14 protein-coding genes and 1 pseudogene are annotated in these 18,336 nt (G+C 73.6%); 7 read left to right on the forward strand and 8 right to left on the reverse strand.

Annotated features, from left to right (window positions below; translation table 11 throughout):
• The first annotated feature begins 18 nt into the window (after positions 1–18).
• The gene (locus ACFWGP_RS17770) at positions 19–1,518 is read left to right on the forward strand and encodes an aldehyde dehydrogenase (NADP(+)) (protein WP_231430747.1); all 1,500 of its coding nucleotides are present in this window, start codon (positions 19–21) and stop codon (positions 1,516–1,518) included.
• A gap of 117 nt (positions 1,519–1,635) precedes the next feature.
• On the opposite strand, the gene ACFWGP_RS17775 is transcribed toward ACFWGP_RS17770, so the two are convergent.
• A complete protein-coding gene (locus ACFWGP_RS17775) occupies positions 1,636–2,619 on the reverse strand; it encodes a proline racemase family protein (RefSeq protein ID WP_376931491.1) in 984 nt (327 codons plus the stop codon).
• Entirely contained in the window at positions 2,619–3,560 is a 942-nt protein-coding gene (locus ACFWGP_RS17780; protein WP_376931492.1) for an ornithine cyclodeaminase family protein, read from the reverse strand. Before ACFWGP_RS17780 ends, ACFWGP_RS17775 begins: the two co-directional genes overlap by 1 nt.
• A gap of 74 nt (positions 3,561–3,634) precedes the next feature.
• Between ACFWGP_RS17780 and ACFWGP_RS17785 the strand changes: the two genes are divergently transcribed.
• From ACFWGP_RS17785 to ACFWGP_RS17810, 6 genes are all read left to right on the forward strand, one after another.
• Positions 3,635–5,125, forward strand: a complete 1,491-nt coding sequence (locus ACFWGP_RS17785; protein ID WP_376931493.1) for an aminopeptidase P family protein — start codon at positions 3,635–3,637, stop codon at positions 5,123–5,125.
• Positions 5,126–5,316: 191 nt separating this feature from the next.
• On the forward strand, positions 5,317–5,742 hold the full coding sequence (gene rpsP / locus ACFWGP_RS17790; RefSeq protein WP_231430751.1) for a 30S ribosomal protein S16: 426 nt from the start codon (positions 5,317–5,319) through the stop codon (positions 5,740–5,742).
• Positions 5,743–5,746: 4 nt separating this feature from the next.
• Positions 5,747–5,983, forward strand: coding sequence for an RNA-binding protein (locus ACFWGP_RS17795; RefSeq protein WP_056651189.1), 237 nt, complete (start codon positions 5,747–5,749; stop codon positions 5,981–5,983).
• Position 5,984: 1 nt separating this feature from the next.
• On the forward strand, positions 5,985–6,620 hold the full coding sequence (gene rimM / locus ACFWGP_RS17800) for a ribosome maturation factor RimM (protein ID WP_275506848.1): 636 nt from the start codon (positions 5,985–5,987) through the stop codon (positions 6,618–6,620).
• Positions 6,621–6,630: 10 nt separating this feature from the next.
• Positions 6,631–7,344 (forward strand): tRNA (guanosine(37)-N1)-methyltransferase TrmD, encoded by a 714-nt coding sequence (trmD, locus tag ACFWGP_RS17805; protein ID WP_376931494.1) that lies wholly within the window; start codon positions 6,631–6,633, stop codon positions 7,342–7,344.
• 106 nt (positions 7,345–7,450) lie between these two features.
• The gene (locus ACFWGP_RS17810; protein WP_231430754.1) at positions 7,451–8,206 is read left to right on the forward strand and encodes a sirohydrochlorin chelatase; all 756 of its coding nucleotides are present in this window, start codon (positions 7,451–7,453) and stop codon (positions 8,204–8,206) included.
• 84 nt (positions 8,207–8,290) lie between these two features.
• On the opposite strand, the gene ACFWGP_RS17815 is transcribed toward ACFWGP_RS17810, so the two are convergent.
• From ACFWGP_RS17815 to nirB, 6 genes and pseudogenes are all read right to left on the reverse strand, one after another.
• On the reverse strand, positions 8,291–9,955 hold the full coding sequence (locus ACFWGP_RS17815) for an NAD(P)/FAD-dependent oxidoreductase (protein ID WP_376931495.1): 1,665 nt from the start codon (positions 9,953–9,955) through the stop codon (positions 8,291–8,293).
• Complete coding sequence (locus ACFWGP_RS17820; RefSeq protein WP_376931496.1) at positions 9,952–12,129, reverse strand: molybdopterin oxidoreductase family protein; 2,178 nt, start codon at positions 12,127–12,129, stop codon at positions 9,952–9,954. The genes ACFWGP_RS17815 and ACFWGP_RS17820 overlap by 4 nt, the downstream gene beginning before the upstream one ends.
• A gap of 10 nt (positions 12,130–12,139) precedes the next feature.
• Entirely contained in the window at positions 12,140–13,528 is a 1,389-nt protein-coding gene (locus ACFWGP_RS17825) for an MFS transporter (RefSeq protein WP_231430757.1), read from the reverse strand.
• A gap of 136 nt (positions 13,529–13,664) precedes the next feature.
• A complete protein-coding gene (locus tag ACFWGP_RS17830; protein ID WP_376931497.1) occupies positions 13,665–14,795 on the reverse strand; it encodes a uroporphyrinogen-III synthase in 1,131 nt (376 codons plus the stop codon).
• Positions 14,792–15,592: pseudogene (gene cobA, locus ACFWGP_RS17835) on the reverse strand (uroporphyrinogen-III C-methyltransferase); the annotation flags it as partial. The gene ACFWGP_RS17830 and the pseudogene cobA, both read right to left, overlap by 4 nt.
• A complete protein-coding gene (gene nirB / locus ACFWGP_RS17840; protein ID WP_376931498.1) occupies positions 15,562–18,162 on the reverse strand; it encodes a nitrite reductase large subunit NirB in 2,601 nt (866 codons plus the stop codon). The gene nirB and the pseudogene cobA, both read right to left, overlap by 31 nt.
• Positions 18,163–18,336 lie beyond the last annotated feature (174 nt).

Below are 18,336 nucleotides of genomic sequence, written 5' to 3' on the forward strand. Positions count from 1 at the left end.
CACCTGGAGGACCTCCTGATGACCACCGCTTCCGACGTCGACACCGACGCCGTCGCCGCCCGCGCGGCCCGCGCCGCCCGCCCCTTCGCCGAGACCGACCCGCGCGCCAGGGCCGCGGCGCTCGTCGCGGTCGCCGACGCGCTCGATGCGGCCGGCCCCGAGCTCATCGCCATCGCGATGCGCGAGACCGGCCTGACCGAGGCCCGGCTCACCGGCGAGGTGCGTCGCACCACGAACCAGCTGCGACTCTTCGCCGAGGTGATCGTCGACGGCGGCTACCTCGACGCCCGCATCGACGACGCCGATCCCGCCTACGTCATCGGCCCGCGCCCCGACGTGCGGCGCGTGCTCGAGCCGGTCGGCCCCGTGCTGAACTTCGCCGCATCGAACTTCCCGTTCGCCTTCTCGGTGGCCGGCGGCGACTCGGCCGCAGCCCTCGCGGCCGGCTGCCCGCTCATCGTGAAGGCGCACTCGGGTCACCCCGAGCTCTCCCGCCGCACGGGCGAGATCGTCGCCGAGGCACTCGCGACCGCCGGCATGCCCGACGGCGTCTTCCAGGTCGTGGCGGGGCAGCAGGCCGGCGTCGAGCTCCTGAAGGACGACCGCATCCGCGCCGGTGCCTTCACCGGGTCCACGCACGTCGGGCGCCTCCTCGCCGACATCGCGGCGTCGCGCCCGCGTCCGATCCCGTTCTACGGCGAGCTCGGCAGCGTGAACCCGGTCTATGCGACGGCGGGCGCCGTCGCGGGCGACCCCGAGTTGCTGCAGGGCTTCCTCACGTCGGTCTCGGGCTCGGCGGGCCAGCTCTGCACGAAGCCCGGATTCCTCTTCGTGCCGCGCGAGGCCGAGCTCGGTGCGGTCGGCGACACCGCCGCCTCGGTGTCCGAGCATCGGCTGCTGAACCCCGGCATCGGCCGGGCGTTCGAGGAGCGCCGGAGTGCCGTCCTCGGCGCGCCCGGTGTCGCCGTGCTCGCCGAGGGCGCCGTCCGCGTCGACGACGCCGAGCAGCGCTTCGCGACGCCGACGGTGGTCGAGGTCGACCTCGACACCCTGCGCGCGCACCGCGACGAGCTGCTCGAGGAGTCGTTCGGCCCGCTCTCGATCATCGTGCGCTACGACGACGCCGGCGAGCTGCCCGACGTGCAGCGCGAGCTGTTCCCGGGCAACCTCACCTCGACGCTGCACGCGAGCGACGCCGAGCTCTCCGGCGGCGGGCTCGCCGACCTCGTCGACGCCCTCGCCGAGACGAGCGGCCGGGTGCTCTTCGGCGGATGGCCGACGGGGGTGTCGGTGACGAGCGCGATGCAGCACGGCGGCCCGTACCCGGCGACGACGAGCGACGCGACGAGCGTCGGGACCGCGGCGATCACACGGTTCCTCCGCGGCGTCGCCTACCAGAACGCGCCTCAGGCGCTGCTGCCGGCACCGCTCCGCGACGAAAACCCGTGGGGCGTGCCGCAGCGCCGCAGCGCGGCGGGCCGGTCCGCCGAGTGGGGAAGCCTCACGGGCTCGCACTGACCGGGCCTGCACGTCGACCGCCGCTGGAGCCCGTGCGAGTCGCTGGAAACGGTCCTTCGACGCGTGAGGAAGGGCTGTTTCCAGCGACTCGCGCCGCCTGATGGGTGCGGGAAGGCGTCAGCGCAGGCTGCAGCCGTCGGCGAGCGGGTCGGCGGGGTCGAGCTCGAACTCGCAGCGGCCGACCCGGTACGCCTGCCCGGTGACCTCGGGGACGACCCCGCCCTCGGTGCGAGCGGCCACCCGCGCGACGAACCGCGTGCCGATGATCGAGTCGTGCGTGAGCGTCTCGCCGTCGGCGAGCGCACCCGTCTCCGCGAGGAATGCGACCCGCGAGGCGGTGCCCGAACCGCACGGGCTGCGGTCGACCTCGCCGTCGGCGAAGACCGTGACGTTGCGCTGCCACGGGCCTTCGTCGGTGCGGCCCAGGTCGTCGACGAGGATCGTGCCGTAGACGCCCGAGAGCCGGTCGTCGTCGAGCTGCGCGGCCGGGTGGTCGTTCAGGGCCCACTTGATCTCGCGGCCGAGGCGGATGAGCTCGGTCGTGTGCGCGGGCGCGACCTCGAGGCCGAGCGATGCGGCCGGCAGCGTCGCGTAGACGGCGCCGCCGAAGACGAGGTCGACCTCGACGTCGCCGCGGCTCGTCGTGAGCGGGATGCCTCGTGCGAGCACGCGGGAGGCGACGTTGCGGAACACGACCCCGGTGGTGACGCCCGCGGAGCGCTGCACGCGCGCCTGCACCCGCCCGCTCGGCACGTCGATGGTGACGATCGCCTCGCCGTCGTCGGGCGCGGAGACCCGCCCCGTCGCGACGGCCCACGCGCCGAGCGCCATCGTGCCGTGCCCGCATGCGGTCGAGAACCCGTCCTTGTGCCAGAACAGCACGCCGAAGTCGGCGCCGTCATCGTCGGGCGGCGTGACGAACCCGCCGTACATGTCGTCGTGGCCGCGCGGCTCGAGGCAGAGGAACCGGCGCACCCGGTCGGGTTCGCCGGCCATGGCGTGCACGCGTCGTTCGGCGACCGTCGCGCCCTCGGTCGCGACGCCCTCGACGATGCGGAACGGCTCGCCCGCCGTGTGCCAGTCCTCGGTGGTCCACCGCATCACGCGCCTCCGTCTCCGTCGAGCGCGGCCTGTGCGACCGCGAGGTCCTGCCATCCCATGCCGCACGTCTTGACGACGCGGGGCCGGTCGTGCGCGACCTCCACGACGCCGGTCGCGATGCGTGCCATCGGCACGATATCGGCGGGGGAGAGGTGCCCCTCGTCGAACGCCATGATGACGTCGCCCGCCTCGGTGCGGGCGACCCGGTCGGTCTCGACGATCACCTGCGCCCGACCGAGCAGCTCGCCGGGCAGCTCGCGCACGCCTCGCTCGTGCGAGCCGACGGCGACGAGTGCGGCGCGGTCGCGCACGAGGTCGGCGTCGAAGAGCGGCTCGCGTGCGGTCGTCGCGCAGACGACGAGGTCGGCCTCGGCCACGTCGCCGGCGTCGCCGACGGCGATGTCGAGCCCGGATGCCGCGCACTCGGCCACCGCGCGCAGCGCCTTCGCCCGATCGCGGCCGATGAAGCGCACGCGTTCGATCGGCCGGATCGCGCGCATCGCCTCGACGTGGCGGATGCCCTGCGGACCGGTGCCGAACACCACGAGGCTCGTCGCTTCGGGCTCGGCGACGAGGTCGAGCATCGCCGCCGACATCGCGGGCGTGCGCAGGCTCGTGAGCTCGGTGCCGTCGAGGAGCGCGACGGGGGTGAGGCTCTCGGCGTCGAGCACGACGTAGACCGCCTGGATGCGCTCGAGCCCTCGGGCGGGATTCGAGGGAGCGACGGTCGCGAGCTTCTGGCCCGCGTAGCGGCCGAGGTCGGCAGGCATGAGCAGGAGCTGCCCGTGCCGCACGTCGACGATCGATCGGGGCGGGTCGTCGTCGGGATCGAACCCGGCGCGAAGCGCGGCCTGCAGGGCTCGGACGGCGCGGGGCATGTCGATGCGCGCGCGGAGCGCGGCGGCATCGAGGATCCGCATGGCGGCGATGACATCGGACATGCACCAAGCCTACTATGTGATGCGTAATACATCACCTCGATGCGAGCGCGCGAAGCAGCGCAGAAGGAGCGGACATGCACGCCGACGAAGGCGCCGCCACGATCAACCCCGTCGATCGCACGGAGGCCGACGCGGCGCCCGGGCCCGCGCGCTCGATGCCGCAGGCGCCCGAGTCCGATCCGCGGATGCCGCGCCTTGCCGGGTCGCCCGGATTCCGCGAGTTCATGCAGCGCGGCTGGGCCGACGTCGACCGCACGCCCGTCATCCCCTCCGGCGCGCCCGCCGCCGCAGCACGGCACCGCGAGCGGCTCTCGGCGGCCGCCGGGGGACGGGTGATCGCGATCGCGGCTGGCCGGGCGCCGATGCGCGTCAACGACAACGCGCACGAGTTCCGCGCCGACAGCGACTTCCTCTGGCTCGTCGGTGCGGGGGTGGAGGACGCCGTGCTCGTGCTCGAACCGGCGGGCGGCGGTCACGATGCGACGCTCTACCTGCCGTCGCCCTTCCGCCCGGGCGACGAAGGCTTCTTCGCCGACCCGCTGCGGGGTGAGCTGTGGGTCGGCCCGATGGCCGGCCTCGCCGAGTACGCCGACGTGCTCGGCGTGCGCACGCGGCGCATCGAGGAGCTCGACCTGCCGAGCGGCGCCCTCCTCGCCGGCACGCCTCCGACGACGGGTCCGGGTGCCGCGATCGCCGCTCACCCGCGGTCGGGCGAGCTCGCGCGCGTACTGGCCGAACTCCGCATGGTGAAGGACGACTGGGAGCTCGCCGAGCTGCGCGCCGCGGTCGACACCACGGTCGACGGCTTCGCGGCCACCGCGTTCGAGATCCCGGCCGCGGTGCGCCGCGGTGGCGAGCGATGGCTGCAGGGCACGTTCGACCGGTACGCGCGCACCTTCGGTGCGGGCACGGGGTACGCCTCGATCGTCGGATCCGGCGCCCACGCGCCCGTCCTGCACTGGGTGCGCGCCGAGGGCGACGTCGACCCCGAGGCGCTGCTGCTGCTCGACCTCGGCGTCGAGCGCCGGTCGGGCTACACGGCCGACGTCACCCGCACGCTGCCCGCGTCGGGCTCGTTCTCGACCGCCCAGCGCGAGGTGCACGACCTCGTCGAGGCCTCCCACCGCGCGGGGCTCGCAGCCGTCGGGCCGGGTCGTGACTGGGCCGACTTCCACACGGCGTGCATGGAGGTGCTCGCCCGGGGGCTCGCCGACTGGGGCCTCCTGCCGGTCTCGGTGGACGAGGCGCTCTCGCCAGAGGGGCAGCAGCATCGCCGATACATCGTGTGCGGCGTCGGCCACCACCTCGGCATCGACGTGCACGACTGCTCGGCCGCGAGCCACGCGGCGTACCAGGGCGCGAAGATGCGGCCGGGCATGGCGCTCACCGTCGAACCCGGGCTCTACTTCCACGCCTTCGACGAGACGGTCCCGCCCGAGCTCCGCGGGCTCGGCGTGCGGCTCGAGGACGACGTCGTCGTGACCGCCGACGGCGGCGAGGTGCTCTCGCGCGGGCTCCCGATCGACGCCGCGGGCATCGAGGCGTGGATGGCCGGGCTCCGCTGACACGTCGCGGGATCGGCTCCGCCGACCGTGCGGCGCCGGTTCGCGGCATCCGCCCCGATCTGGCAGAATAGGGGGTTGGATCGCCGCCCGACCCTCTATCAGGCCGCGGTCCGACCATTTCGAGCTTCCGCCGGGTGTGCACCCCACGCTCCAGGCGATCGGTTCAACCTTTCTACACATTCAGGAGAATCGTGGCTGTCAAGATCCGTCTCAAGCGTCTCGGCAAGATCCGTGCGCCGTACTACCGCATCGTCGTCGCCGACTCGCGCACCAAGCGCGACGGTCGTGTGATCGAGGAGATCGGCAAGTACCACCCCACCGAGCAGCCCTCGTTCATCGAGGTCGACTCCGACCGCGCGCAGTACTGGCTCGGCGTCGGCGCGCAGCCGACCGAGCAGGTGCTCGCCATCCTCAAGCTCACGGGCGACTGGGGCAAGTTCAAGGGCGACGAGAACGCCGTCTCGAAGGTCCAGACGAAGGACGCCAAGGCCGAGTTCGTCGCCGACGAGAAGAAGAAGCCGGTGCTGAAGCCCAAGGCCGAGAAGCCGGCCCCCAAGGCCGAGGAGCCCGCCGAGGCCGAGGCCGAGGCTGCGGAGACCGCGACGGACGAGGCGTAAGGCCTTGCTCCAGTCCGCGCTCGAACACCTCGTCAAGGGGATCGTCGATCACCCTGACGATGTGAAGGTCGTCTCCGCGTCGAGCGCACGCGGCGAGGTCCTCGAGGTTCACGTGAACCCCGAGGACCTCGGCCGTGTCATCGGCCGGGCCGGTCGCACCGCAAAGGCCCTCCGCACGCTCGTCACGGCGCTCGCCGACGGCCGCCGCGTGCGGGTCGACGTCGTCGACACCGACGACTGACGTGGCCGAAGCACCGAAGTCGCAGCTCCGGGTCGGTCGCCTCACGAAGGCGCACGGCCTGAAGGGCGCGATCAAGCTCGAGCTCTACACCGACGACCCCGAGCGACGTTTCACGCCCGGGGCCGAGTTCTCGCTGCAGGTGCCGAAGGAATCGCCCTGGCACGGCAAGCACCTCGTGCTGCGCGAGCTCCGCTGGTACAACGGGCACCCCGTCGGGTTCTTCGAGGGTGTCGACGACCGCACCGCGGCCGAGACCCTCATCAAGGCGATCCTCTGGGTCGAGCACGCCGACGACGAGGCGGCCGAGCCCGACGCGTGGTACGACCACCAGCTCGTCGGGCTCGCGGTCGTCCGCGACGGCGAGCGCATCGGCGAGGTCGTCCATGTCGACCACCTCCCCGCGCAGGACCTGCTCATCGTCAAGACCGCGGGCGGCGAGGTCATGGTGCCGTTCGTCTCCGCGATCGTGCCCGAGGTCGACCTCGAGGCCGGCACGCTCACGGTGACCCCGCCGGCCGGGCTCTTCGAGGAGATCCCCGAGACGGGGCAGCAGGATGCCTCGGCCGACGAGTCGGCCGACGCCGGCGCCGAGCTGCCCGGCGACGAGCCCGCCGCCGGCGACGAGCCCCGCGCGTAGGAGCGGGTCCGTGCGCGTCGACATCGTCACGATCTTCCCCGAGTTCTTCTCGGTGCTCGATCTCTCGCTGCTCGGTCGTGCGCGGGAGTCGGGCCTGCTCGAGATCACCGCGCACGACCTGCGAGACCACACGCACGACCGGCACCGCACCGTCGACGACACGCCGTACGGCGGCGGCGCGGGCATGGTCATGAAGCCCGAGCCGTGGGGCGAGGCACTCGACGCGATCGTCGGCGAGGGCGAGTCCGATGCGCTGCTCGTCGTGCCGTCGCCCGCGGGCGAGCCGTTCACGCAGCAGCTCGCGCGCGAGCTCGCGGCCGAGCCGCACGTCGTCTTCGCGTGCGGGCGGTACGAGGGCATCGACCAACGCGTCGTCGACCACTATTCGACGCGCATGCGGGTGCGGCTCATCTCGCTCGGCGACTACGTGCTCAACGGCGGCGAGGTCGCGGTGATGGCGATGATCGAGGCGGCGGGCCGTCTCGTGCCCGGCGTCGTCGGCAACCCCGATTCGCTCGTCGAGGAGTCGCACGAGAACGGGCTCCTCGAGTACCCGAGCTACACCAAGCCCGCCGAGTGGCGAGGACTCGAGGTGCCGCCGGTGCTGCGATCGGGCAACCACGGCGCGGTCGCCGCCTGGCGTCACGAGCAGCAGCTCGAGCGCACCCGCCGAGTCCGACCCGAGCTGCTCGCCGGAGGCGATGGCGCCGACGGCGACGCGTGAGCCGTTCTTCACCCGTTCGAAACACCCGGAACGCGTCCGCGTAACACCGCCTTCCTACCGTCGAAGCCGCGGGTGCCCTGATCCCCGCGGGAGGCGGGGTTCGAACATGGCCGTCACGAGTGCGGGTTCGCCCGCGATGCGGGCATCGACCCGCAGCCTGCGACTGGTCGCGGTGACGCACGGCCGGCCGACGTCGGCGAACCGAGCGGCCATCATCCGGCTCGTCGACGCCGTGGCCTCGTCGCGCCCGGCACTCGACGTGTCGATCGCCTTCATCGACGCCCGCGCTCGAGAACCGATCGAGCTCGTCGCCGACCGCGATGAGGGCGCGGTCATCGTGCCGCTCGTCCTCTCAGCCGGATTCCACGTGCGAACGGGGCTCGAGCTCGGCATCGCCCACTCGCGATCGCACGCCGGGCTGGCCGCCGGGCTCGGTCCCGACGATCGCATCGTCGACGTGCTCGCGAGGCGACTCGACCGGACCGGGCTCGACGACGACGACGTCGTCGTGCTCGCCGCCGCCGGCTCGAACGACCCGCGGGCGGTGCGCGAGTGCTTCGAGACCGCCCGCCGGCTCGGGCTGCGACTCGGTCGGCCCGTCACGGTCGGTTTCATCGCCGCGGGGCTGCCGCGGCTGCGCGACGCGATCGAGATGATCCGCGAGCTGCACCGCGGCCGGCGCGTGGTCGTCGGGCCCTACCTGCTCGCGCCCGGGCAGTTCTACGACGCGATCCTGACCTCCGGCGCGGACGTCGTCGCCGATGCGCTGCTCACACCCGACGCGTCGGCGCCGGCCGAGCTCGTCGACCTGGTGCTCGCCCGCTTCGACGAGACCCGGCCCGACACCCTACCCGGGGCCTGACTCGGGCAGCGCTCCGCCGCACCTGCTCGGGCCGACGGTGCGCGTGGGCCGGGCCGCTCGCACCGGTGACCGCACGGTCCGCCGTCAGCCGGCCCGGCTCGGTGCGTCGTCGGCCTCGAACGCGCGGGCGAGCAGCTCCGCGATCCGGCCGCGACAACCACCGCAGCCCGTGCCGGCACGGGTGTCGCGCCCGATCGCATCGACAGTGGCGTTGCCGCAGGCGGCCGACTCGGCGATGCGCCCGGCCGTGACCCCGTTGCACCAGCACACCGTCGCGGCGGGGGCGAGCCCAGCCGAACCGGTGCTCGGGTCGTCGTCGGGGCCGTCGAGGCGCAGCAGCATCGAGCGGTCGGCGGGCAGCTCGGCCCGTCGTTCGAACAGCAGCGTGAGCTCGGCGGCGGTGCGCGGCATCCCGACGCTCGCGAAGGCCGTGAGCACGCCGTCCTCGGTGACCATCTTGACGTATCGGGCGTGCTCCGGGTCGGCCCACTGGGCCACCCGCCGACGCGGGCGTTCGCGGTCGTCGTCCCACGGGTCAGCCGACACGTCGCCCACGGCGACCACGTCGAGGTGCTCGGCCTTCAGCATGACGATGGGTTCGCGTTCCGGCGCGAGCGCCTCGTCGGCGGCGATGGGCGGCGATCCCGGCGCGGCCGGGACGGCCCCGAGCGGCGCCAGATCGGACGATCGGGCCGAGCGCGCCGCCGCGACGAAGCGACCGGCGAGCCAGGCCGCCTGGCGCCATCCCGGGCCGATGAGGCCGGCGGGGGCGCCCGGGACGATCCGGTCGGAGCCGTGCCCGGCCGAGTCGGCGATCTGCGCGCAGTCGCCGATCGCGTGGATCGCCGGGTCGGTCCACGTCTGCAGTGACGGGTGCACGACGATGCCGACCGCGGTGCGCAGGCCGGCGAGCGTCGCGAGCTCGTTGCGCGGGCTCACACCGCACGAGAGCACGAGGAGGTCGCCGCGGAGCTCCTTGCCGTCGGCGGTGATCAGCCGGTCGAATCGGCGCTCGTCGTCCGCTCCGCGGAATCCGATCGCCTCGGCGCGGGAGTTCGCGACGACCGCGATCCCGCTTCGGCGGAGAGCTGCCCGGAGCACGAGTCCGCCTCCGCGATCGAGGTTGCGCGGCATCGGGTGCTGACCGTGGTGCACGACGCAGACCTCGGCTCCGGCGTGCGCGGCCGCGAGCGCGAGCTCGAGTCCGAGCACGCCGGCGCCGAGCACGATGATCCGCTTGCGCTCACGTACCGTGGCGAGCACCCGTTCGGCGTCGTCGAGGTCGCGGAGCGTCGTGACGCCGGCCGGCAGGTCGCCGTCACGACCGACGAGCGCGGCGCCGTGCCGCTCGAGCGACGTGAGGTCGCGTCGCGGCCGGTCGACGCCGTCGAGCGTCGGCACGTTGGCCCGGGCGCCCGTCGCCAGCACGAGCCGGTCGTACGGCACGAACTCGCCCGTCGAGAGCTCGACCGTCCTCGCGTCGCGGTGGATCGCGCGTGCGGAGACCCCGAGCAGCACGCGGGCGCCGGCGGCTTCGGCGGCGTCGCGGTCGCCGATGGTCATCGCACCGAGCTCGGTGGCGCCGACGGCGTACTCGGCGACCAGCACCCGGTTGTACGCCTCGACGTCTTCGCCGCCGATGACCGTGAGCTCGAGCACGCCCTCGGCGACGGCGGGGAGCAGTTCGTCGACGAAGCGGGCGCCGACCGGGCCGTATCCGATGAGGACGATGCGGTGAGGTGGGGTCATGCGACGGCTCCGTGCTCTTCGAGGCGATCGTCCCGCGCGGTCGTCGCGCCGACGCGCGGTGCGACGCGGGTGACCCGCACGTGATTGGTCTTGAACTCCGGCATCGCGGAGATCGGGTCGACGGCGTCGGAGGTGAGCAGGTTCGCGGCCTGGTCGTCGCCGAAGTGGAACGGCAGGAACACGCACTCGACGCGGACGTCGGTGGTGATCGCGGCGCGGCATCGGACGCGGCCGCAGGAGTTCTCGATGGCGACGATCTCGCCGTCGGCGACGCCGAGCCGCAGGGCGGTGGCCGGGTGCAGCGACGCGACGAGGACGGGCTGCGCGGTGAGCAGCTCGGGAACCCGGCGCGTCTGCGCACCGCTCTGGTAGTGCTCGAGCAGCCGACCCGTGACGAGCGTGAGCTCGTCGGGTGCCGGCGCCGGCCGGGCGCCCGCGCGGGGGGCGACCGCGACGAGGCGGGCGAGGCCGTCGGGGTGCGCGAAGCGCTCGGTGAACAGGCGCGGTGTCGATGTGCCGCCGCGCGGGTAGGGCCAGTACGCCGGCTCGCCCCGGTCGAGGCTCGCGTAGTCGATGCCCGAGTAGTCGGCGATGCCGCCCTCGGATGCGCGCCGCAGTTCGTCGAAGACGGTCTCGGGCTCCGTGGCGAAGCCGGTGCGGCGGCCCAGCAGGCGGGCGAGCTCCGCAAGCACCCAGAGCTCGTCGCGCACGCCCTGGGGCGGGTCGAGGGCGCGCCTCCGGCGGAGCACCCTGCCCTCGAGCGAGGTCATCGTGCCCTCCTCCTCGGCCCACTGCAGCACGGGCAGCACGACGTCGGCGAGCGCGGCCGTCTCGGACGGGACGAAGTCGCACACGACGAGGAGGTCGAGCGCCGCGAGCCCGTCGCGCACGGCTGCGGCGTTCGGCGAAGAGACGACGGGGTTCGAGCCGTGCACGAGCAGGGCCCGGACGCCGCCGGCCCGCCCGAGCGACTGCAGCAGCTCGACCGCCGGCACGCCCGGGCCCGGGATCTCGTCGGGCTCGACGCCCCACACCCGGGCGACGTGCTCGCGCGCCGCAGGGTCGGTGATCTTGCGATAGCCGGGCAGCTGGTCGCACTTCTGGCCGTGCTCGCGGCCGCCCTGGCCGTTGCCCTGCCCGGTGAGCGTGCCGTAGCCGCTGCCCGGTCGTCCCGGCAGCCCGAGCAGCAGGGCGAGGTTGATCGCGGCGGTCGCGGTGTCGGTGCCGTCGACGTGCTGTTCGACGCCTCGCCCGGTGAGGATGAACGTGCGACCGCCCGCGGCGAGCCGGCGGGCGAGATCGCGCAGCATCGCGGCGGGAACCCCCGTGACCGATTGCACGCGCGCGGGCCACCAGCTCGCGACGCTGCGGCGCACGGCGTCGTACCCCGCGGTCCGCCGCTCGAGGTAGCGGGTGTCGGCGAGCCCCTCGGCGATCACGATGTGCGCGAGTCCGAGCAGCAGCACGAGGTCGGTGCCCGGAGCCGGCTGCAGGTGCGCCCCGCGGCCGTCATCGGTCAGCCGCGCGGTCGCGGTGCGCCGGGGATCGACCACGACGAGCCCGCCGGCGGCCTGCGCACCCGCCAGGTGTCCGATGAACGGCGGCATCGTCGCGGCGACGTTCGTGCCGAGCAGCAGCACGGTGTCGGCCGCGTCGAGGTCCTCGAGCGGGAACGGCAGGCCGCGGTCGACGCCGAATGCGCGGTTGCCCGCTGCGGCGGCCGACGACATGCAGTACCGGCCGTTGTAGTCGATGCGGCTCGTGCCGAGCGCGAGCCTCGCGAACTTGCCGAGCTGGTACGCCTTCTCGTTCGTCAGCCCGCCGCCGCCGAAGACGCCCACGGCGTCGGCCCCGTACCGATCGCGGATGCCTCGGAGCCGTGTCGCGACGAGATCGAGTGCCTCCTCCCAGCTCGCCTCGTGGAGCCCGCCGTCGGCGCCGCGCACGAGCGGGGCGAGCAGTCGCGAGGGCGAGCGGAGCAGCTCGGGCGAGGTCCAGCCCTTCTTGCACAGGCCACCGCGGTTCGTCGGGAATTCGCGGCCGGCGACGATGACCGGCGCGATCGGCTCGGTCGTCGGGGGCGCGGCCGACCGCGAGGCATCCGCCGCGGTGAGGGTCATGGCGCACTGCAGCGCGCAGTACGGGCAGTGGGTGTCGGCGGCGGCTGTCGGCATCGCGGGTTCCTCACACCCGGTGCGAACGAAGCGGACGCACGTAGACGAGGGCGGTCAGGAGGAGGAGCCCGGCGTAGGCGGCGACGAATCCGAGGAACGCCGCCGAGTAGCCGCCCGTCGTCTGGAACGAGAGGTTCAGGGCCTGCGGGATGAGGAAGCCGCCGTACGCGCCGATCGCCGAGATGAGGCCGAGCGCCGCCGCCGCCTTCCGGCGACGGGCGGCGTCGTCGCCGGAGGCGCGCAGCGCGAAGACGACCGGCACCATGCGATACGTCGAGCCGTTGCCGATGCCGGCCGCGGCGAACAGCAGGAGGAACAGCCCGAGGAACGGCCAGAAGCCGGCCGCGGGCACGACCACGACGACGACGAGGGTGATGGCACCCATGGCCGCGAAGGCGCACATCGTGATGCGGGCCCCGCCGAACCGGTCGGCGAGCCGGCCGCCGAAGGGGCGGGCGAGCGACCCCACGAGCGCCCCGAGGAAGGCGAGGGAGACCGACGCGCCGCCGACCGCGAAGGTCGAGAACGCGGGGAACTGGTCCGCGATGAGCTTCGGGAACACGCTCGCGAAGCCGATGAACGAACCGAACGTGCCGATGTAGAGCGAAGAGAGCAACCAGAGGTGCGGCTCCTTGAGGGCGGCCGCCGAGCCGGCGAGGTCGGCCTTCGCGTTCGAGAGGTTGTCCATGCGGCGCCAGGCGCCGATCATCGCGACGACGATGAGCGGCACCCAGATCCAGCCGGCGAGCGGCAGTTGCAGGGTCGCGCCGGCGCCGATCGTGATGATGACGGGCACGGCGAACTGCGCGACCGCGGCGCCGAGGTTGCCGCCCGCGGCGTTGAGGCCGAGCGCCCAGCCCTTCTCGCGCTGCGGGTAGAAGTACGTGATGTTCGCCATGGAGCTCGCGAAGTTGCCGCCGCCGAACCCGGCGAGCGCCGCGGCGGCGAGGAGCACGGGGAACGGCGTCGCCGGGTTCACGACGCAGACGGCGAGCGCGATCGTCGGCACGAGGAGCAGCCCGGCCGAGACGATCGTCCAGTTGCGTCCGCCGAACCTCGGCACGAGGAACGAGTAGGGGATGCGCAGGGTCGCGCCGACGAGGCTCGGAATCGAGATGAGCCAGAACACCTCGCTCGTCGAGAGCACGAACCCCGCATCCGGCAGCGCGACCGCGACGATCGACCAGAGCTGCCACACCACGAAGCCGAGGAACTCGGCGAAGATCGACCAGCGCAGGTTGCGGCGGGCGATGCTGCGCCCCTGCGACGCCCACTGCACCGCATCCTCGGGGTCCCAGCCGTCGATCCACCGGCCGGGCCGGGTGACGAGGTCCGGTGCGGGCTGCGCAGCGGTCGGGCTCTGGGTCGAGTGCGGTTCGGTGCTCACGGTGTCGGTCATCGGGGCCTCCGTTGCGGTCGCGGTCGGGGTTCGTGACGTCGACGCTAGTGAGCGGGTGTTTCGACCGGTCGCTGCGGTCGTGAACGCTGCGTCTCCACCTGCTCACCCGCGCGGCGGCGACGTGTGAGGGCGGTCATCAGACGTCGATCCGGTAGCCGCGCTTGACGACGGTCGTGATGAGTCCGGGTACGCCGATGGTGCGGCGCAGGCGGCTGAGCGCGACCTCGAGCGCGTGCGGGTCGGTCGTGCCGGGCAGGCCGGATGCCAGGCGGTCGCGTGCGACGACCGCGCCGTGGGCGAGGACGAGCGCGCGCAGCAGCGCGAGCGCGACGGGGGCGAGCGGCACTCGTCGATCGTGGATGTCGAGCATCGAGCCGCGGAGCTCGAGCGGCCCGTGCCGGGTGTCGAGGCGGATGACGCGCGACTGCTCGAGGTGCTCGCACACGAGGCGGATGAGTGCGCCCATCCGGTAGCGCACCGGCGTGATCGGGGTGATGCCGGCATCCTCGAGCGGGGCGGCAGTCACGGGACCGACGGCCGCGGCGACGACGGGACCGCACATCGCGTCGACGAGCTCGTCGTACCGCCCGCGCGCCTCAGCGGCGCCGAAGAGCGCGTGCACCGCCGGTGCGCTCGTGAAGGTGATGCAGTCGAGCCCGCCCGAGCAGGCCGCGTCGATGAGCCGGTCGACGCGGTCGTCGTCGGCGTCGGTCTCCACCCAGCGGTACGGCTCGACCGTGAGCACGCGGGCGTGCGCCTCGTGCAGCCGTTCGAGCTGGAACGGCTGCAGGAAGCCGTGCAGCTGCACCGCGACGGTGAGACCCGGCGGATAGCGTTCGAGCACCTCGTCGACGAGCGACTCGGTCGTCTCCTCGGCGCTCATCCCCACGTCGCCGAGGCCCGCGGCGCGGATGCCGCCGCGCGCCTTCGGCCCGCGCACGAGGATGTCGGTCGCGGAGAGCGCCTCGACGAGGTCCTCGCCGAGCCCAGCGGCATCGGCGACCTCGAACCAGCGCCGCACCCCGTACGCGGTCGTGGCGAGCAGCACGTCGGGGCGTGCGGCGATGATCGCCCTGGTGTCGGCGATCACGGGATCGTCGGAGACCGCGTTCGCCATGCGCAGCGTCGGTGCGTGCAGCACCTGGGCGCCCCGTCGTGCGAGGGCGTCGATCAGGTCGCCCGCGCGGCGGTCGCTCGTCACGCCGATCCGGAATCCGGCGAGCTGGTCGGGCCGGAAGCCCGGCGCGCAGTCCGAGGCATCCGTCATGCGACCACCGACCAGCGGGCGGCGCGCTCCATGAGCTCGGCGGCGCTCGCGTCGCCGTCGTGCGCGAGGCGCACGACCTCGCCGACGACCACGACGGCGGGTGAGGCGACCCGGGCCCGTGCCGCCGCCTGCACGATGTCGCCGAGCGTGCCGAGCGTCGTCCGCTGCGCCGGGGTGCAGCCGCGTTCCACGACGGCGACGGGATGCCGTGCCGGGAGTCCGTGCCTCGCGAGGCCGGCCGCGAGCGACGGCAGCGTGCCGATGCCCATGAGGACGACGATCGTGCCGCCGAGCCCTGCGAGGTGGCGCAGCTCGTCGTCGGTGAGCGGGGCGTGACCCGACACGACGGTGAATGCGTGGCTCACCCCGCGGTGCGTGAGCGGGATGCCGGCGGCCGCCGGCACCGAGATCGCACTCGTGACGCCGGGCACCACGTCGACGGGGATGCCCGCGGCATGGCAGGCGAGCACCTCTTCGCCGCCGCGGCCGAGCACGTAGGGATCGCCGCCCTTCAGTCGGACGACGTGGGCGCCGGATGCCGCGTGGCCGACGAGCATCGCCTCGATCTCGTGCTGAGGCACGGCGTGGTGGCCCGGGCGCTTCCCGACATCGACGAGCAGCGCCCCCGGCGCGAGAGCTGCGAGCTCGTCGTGCGGAGCCAGCCGGTCGTAGAGCACGACATCGGCGTCGGCGAGCGCACGCGCGGCGCGCAGCGTCAGCAGGTCGACGGCGCCCGGGCCCCCGCCGACGAGCGTCACCCGGCCGGTCATCGTGCGCCCTCCCGCACGGGGATGCGCGCCCCCGAGACGAGCACCGCCCGCCCGTCGGCGCGCTCCTCGGGGGTCGCCGGGCGGAACTGGTCCCGTTCCGGTACCCGGGCGATCGACGGGTCGGGGGTGCCGGGGGCGTTGACGAACGAGCGGAAGCGCCGGAGCCGCTCGGGGTCGGCGAGGGTCGCCGCCCACTCGTCCTCGTAGTGCTCGACGTGCGCGCCGACCGCGGCTTCCAGTTCTGCTGCGAGACCGAGCGAGTCGTCGACGACGACCTCGCGCACGTGGCCGATCCCGCCCTCGAGGTCCTCCATCCAGCGGGCGGTCCGCTGCAGGCGGTCGGCGGTGCGGATGTAGTACATCAGGTACCGGTCGATGTACCGGATGAGCGTCTCGTCGTCGAGGTCGCTCGCGAGCAGCTGCGCGTGCGCCGGCTGGAAGCCGCCGTTGCCGCCGACGTAGAGGTTCCAGCCCGCGTCGGTCGCGATCACGCCGACGTCCTTGCCGCGCGCCTCCGCGCACTCGCGGGCGCACCCCGAGACGCCGAACTTGAGCTTGTGCGGGGAGCGGAGACCGCGGTAGCGCAGTTCGAGGCGGACCGCCATGGCCACCGAATCCTGCACGCCGTAGCGGCACCAGGTCGAGCCGACGCAGCTCTTCACGTTGCGCAGTGCCTTGCCGTACGCCTGCCCCGACTCGAAGCCGGCGTCGACGAGCCGGCGCCAGATGTCGGGCAGCTGGTCGAGCCGTGCGCCGAACAGGTCGATGCGCTGGCCGCCGGTGATCTTCGTGTACAGGCCGAACTCCATCGCCACCTCGGCGATGACCGCGAGCTTCTCAGGAGTGACCTCGCCGGCGGGGATGCGGGGGACGACCGAGTAGGTGCCGTCCTTCTGCATGTTCGCCATCGCCCGGTCATTGGTGTCCTGCAGTGCTCCGCGGCCGCCGTCGAGGATGTACGAGCCGTGCTGGGTGGCGAGGATCGACGCGATCACCGGTTTGCAGACGTCGCACCCCCGGCCGGTGCCGAGCCGCTCCACGATCTCGTCGAACGACGTGAGCCCGAGCACTCGGATCGACTCGAAGAGCTCCTGCCGGCTCAGGTCGAAGTGCTCGCACAGCGCGCGCGACGGGGTCACGCCCGACTTCACGAGCTCCGACTCGAGCAGCTTCTTCACGAGCGGCACGCAGGAGCCGCACTGCGTGCCGGCCCGGGTGCACGCCTTGAGCTCGCCGAGGTCGGTGCAGCCCGGCACGTGATCGTCGCCGGCGACCGCGCCGCGGATCGTGCCCGCGGCGACGTTGTTGCAGGCGCAGACGAGCGCGCCGTCCGGCAGCTCGTCGCCGGCGGGCGGCTCGACGCCGGCTGCCGACAGGTAGGCCGCGGGTTCGGCCGAGAGCTCCGTGCCGAGCAGCGGCCGGAGCGAGGAGTACGGAGCCGCGTCGCCGACGAACACGCCGCCGAGCAGCGTCTTCGCGTCGTCGGTCATGACGAGCTTCTGGTACAGCCCGCGAGCGGGGTCGGCGTAGACGATCTCGAGTGCGTGCTCGGTTCGCGCGAGGGCGTCGCCGAAGCTCGCGACGTCGACGCCCGAGAGCTTGAGCTTGGTCGCGTCGTCGACCGTCGTGAACTCCGCGGTCCCGCCGAGCAGCCGGTCGGCGACGACCTCCGCCATGGCGTTCGCCGGGGCGACGAGACCCGTGCACCGCCCGTCGAAGCTCGCCACCTCGCCGATGGCCCAGACGTTCGGCAGGGACGTCGCGCACGAGGTGTCGACGGCGACGCCGCCGCGCGGGCCGAGCTCGAGGCCGAGGTCGCGGGCGAGCTCGTCGCGCGGGGTGATGCCGATCGCGAAGACGATCACGTCGCAGTCGATGCGACGCCCGTTCGCGAGCTCGACGCCGACCACCGAACCGTGCTCGACGACGACCGCCGCCGGGCGGGTGCCGAGGTGCAGGCCGATGCCCTGGCCCGCCATGATGCGGCCGAGTGCGCGTCCCGCGCCCTCGTCGAGCTGGGCCGACATGAGCCAGCCGCCCGAGTGCACGACGGTCGTGTGCGCGCCGAGCCCGGCGAGCCCGCCCGCGGCCTCGAGGCCGAGCAGCCCGCCGCCTGCGACGACGACCTGGGCGGGCCTGCCTCGCTCCCGGGCGATCGCCGCGGTCTCGGCGACGAGCGCGTCGACGTCGTCGATCGTGCGGTACACGCGGGCGTGCTCGACCCCGGGGAGGTCGGGAACCGGTGCGCTCGAACCCGTCGCGAGCACGAGCTCGTCCCACGGCAGGACCAGGCCGCTCGAGGTCGTCGCGGTGCGCGCCGAGGCGTCGACGTCGACGACCCGGTCGCCCACGACGAGCTCGACGCGGCCGTCATCCCACATCGCGCTCGGTTCGAGGGTGAGGTCCGTCGCGGCATCCGCGAGCCGGGTGCTGAGCGCGACCCGGTCGTACGGCGCATGGCGTTCTTCGCCGACGACGGTGACGCGCAGCGCGTGGTCGGCGTCGCGGGCGTGCAGGCTGTCGGCGAGGCGATGGGCCGCGGGCCCGCCGCCGACGATGACGACGTCGCGCACCGCGGCACGGCTGTTCTCGGTCATGCTGCCTCCCCGGGCTCGGATGAGGCGAGCGTAGGTGGGGGCGGTTTCGGGGCTGTTACGGCGGGGTAACCTCGGCGCACCGGCGCCGCACGCCCCCGGTCGCCGGGTGTGAGGCGGACGTCATGCGGGTGTAACGGCGACGGGAGGATCGTCGAAACAGGCGGCCGCTAGCGT

The organism is Agromyces sp. NPDC127015 (genome assembly GCF_042725165.1).
Classification (GTDB): Bacteria; Actinomycetota; Actinomycetes; order Actinomycetales; family Microbacteriaceae; genus Agromyces; species Agromyces chromiiresistens.

What these genes read in the sequence shown, in the direction of transcription:
- ACFWGP_RS17785 (WP_376931493.1), top strand. Translation starts at nt 3,635, where the DNA reads ATGCACGCCGACGAAGGCGCCGCCACGATCAACCCCGTCGATCGCACG.
- ACFWGP_RS17780 (WP_376931492.1), bottom strand. Translation starts at nt 3,560, where the DNA reads ATGTCCGATGTCATCGCCGCCATGCGGATCCTCGATGCCGCCGCGCTC.
- ACFWGP_RS17820 (WP_376931496.1), bottom strand. Translation starts at nt 12,129, where the DNA reads ATGCCGACAGCCGCCGCCGACACCCACTGCCCGTACTGCGCGCTGCAG.
- ACFWGP_RS17775 (WP_376931491.1), bottom strand. Translation starts at nt 2,619, where the DNA reads ATGCGGTGGACCACCGAGGACTGGCACACGGCGGGCGAGCCGTTCCGC.
- ACFWGP_RS17825 (WP_231430757.1), bottom strand. Translation starts at nt 13,528, where the DNA reads ATGACCGACACCGTGAGCACCGAACCGCACTCGACCCAGAGCCCGACC.
- ACFWGP_RS17815 (WP_376931495.1), bottom strand. Translation starts at nt 9,955, where the DNA reads ATGACCCCACCTCACCGCATCGTCCTCATCGGATACGGCCCGGTCGGC.
- ACFWGP_RS17830 (WP_376931497.1), bottom strand. Translation starts at nt 14,795, where the DNA reads ATGACGGATGCCTCGGACTGCGCGCCGGGCTTCCGGCCCGACCAGCTC.
- nirB (WP_376931498.1), bottom strand. Translation starts at nt 18,162, where the DNA reads ATGACCGAGAACAGCCGTGCCGCGGTGCGCGACGTCGTCATCGTCGGC.
- ACFWGP_RS17810 (WP_231430754.1), top strand. Translation starts at nt 7,451, where the DNA reads ATGGCCGTCACGAGTGCGGGTTCGCCCGCGATGCGGGCATCGACCCGC.
- ACFWGP_RS17770 (WP_231430747.1), top strand. Translation starts at nt 19, where the DNA reads ATGACCACCGCTTCCGACGTCGACACCGACGCCGTCGCCGCCCGCGCG.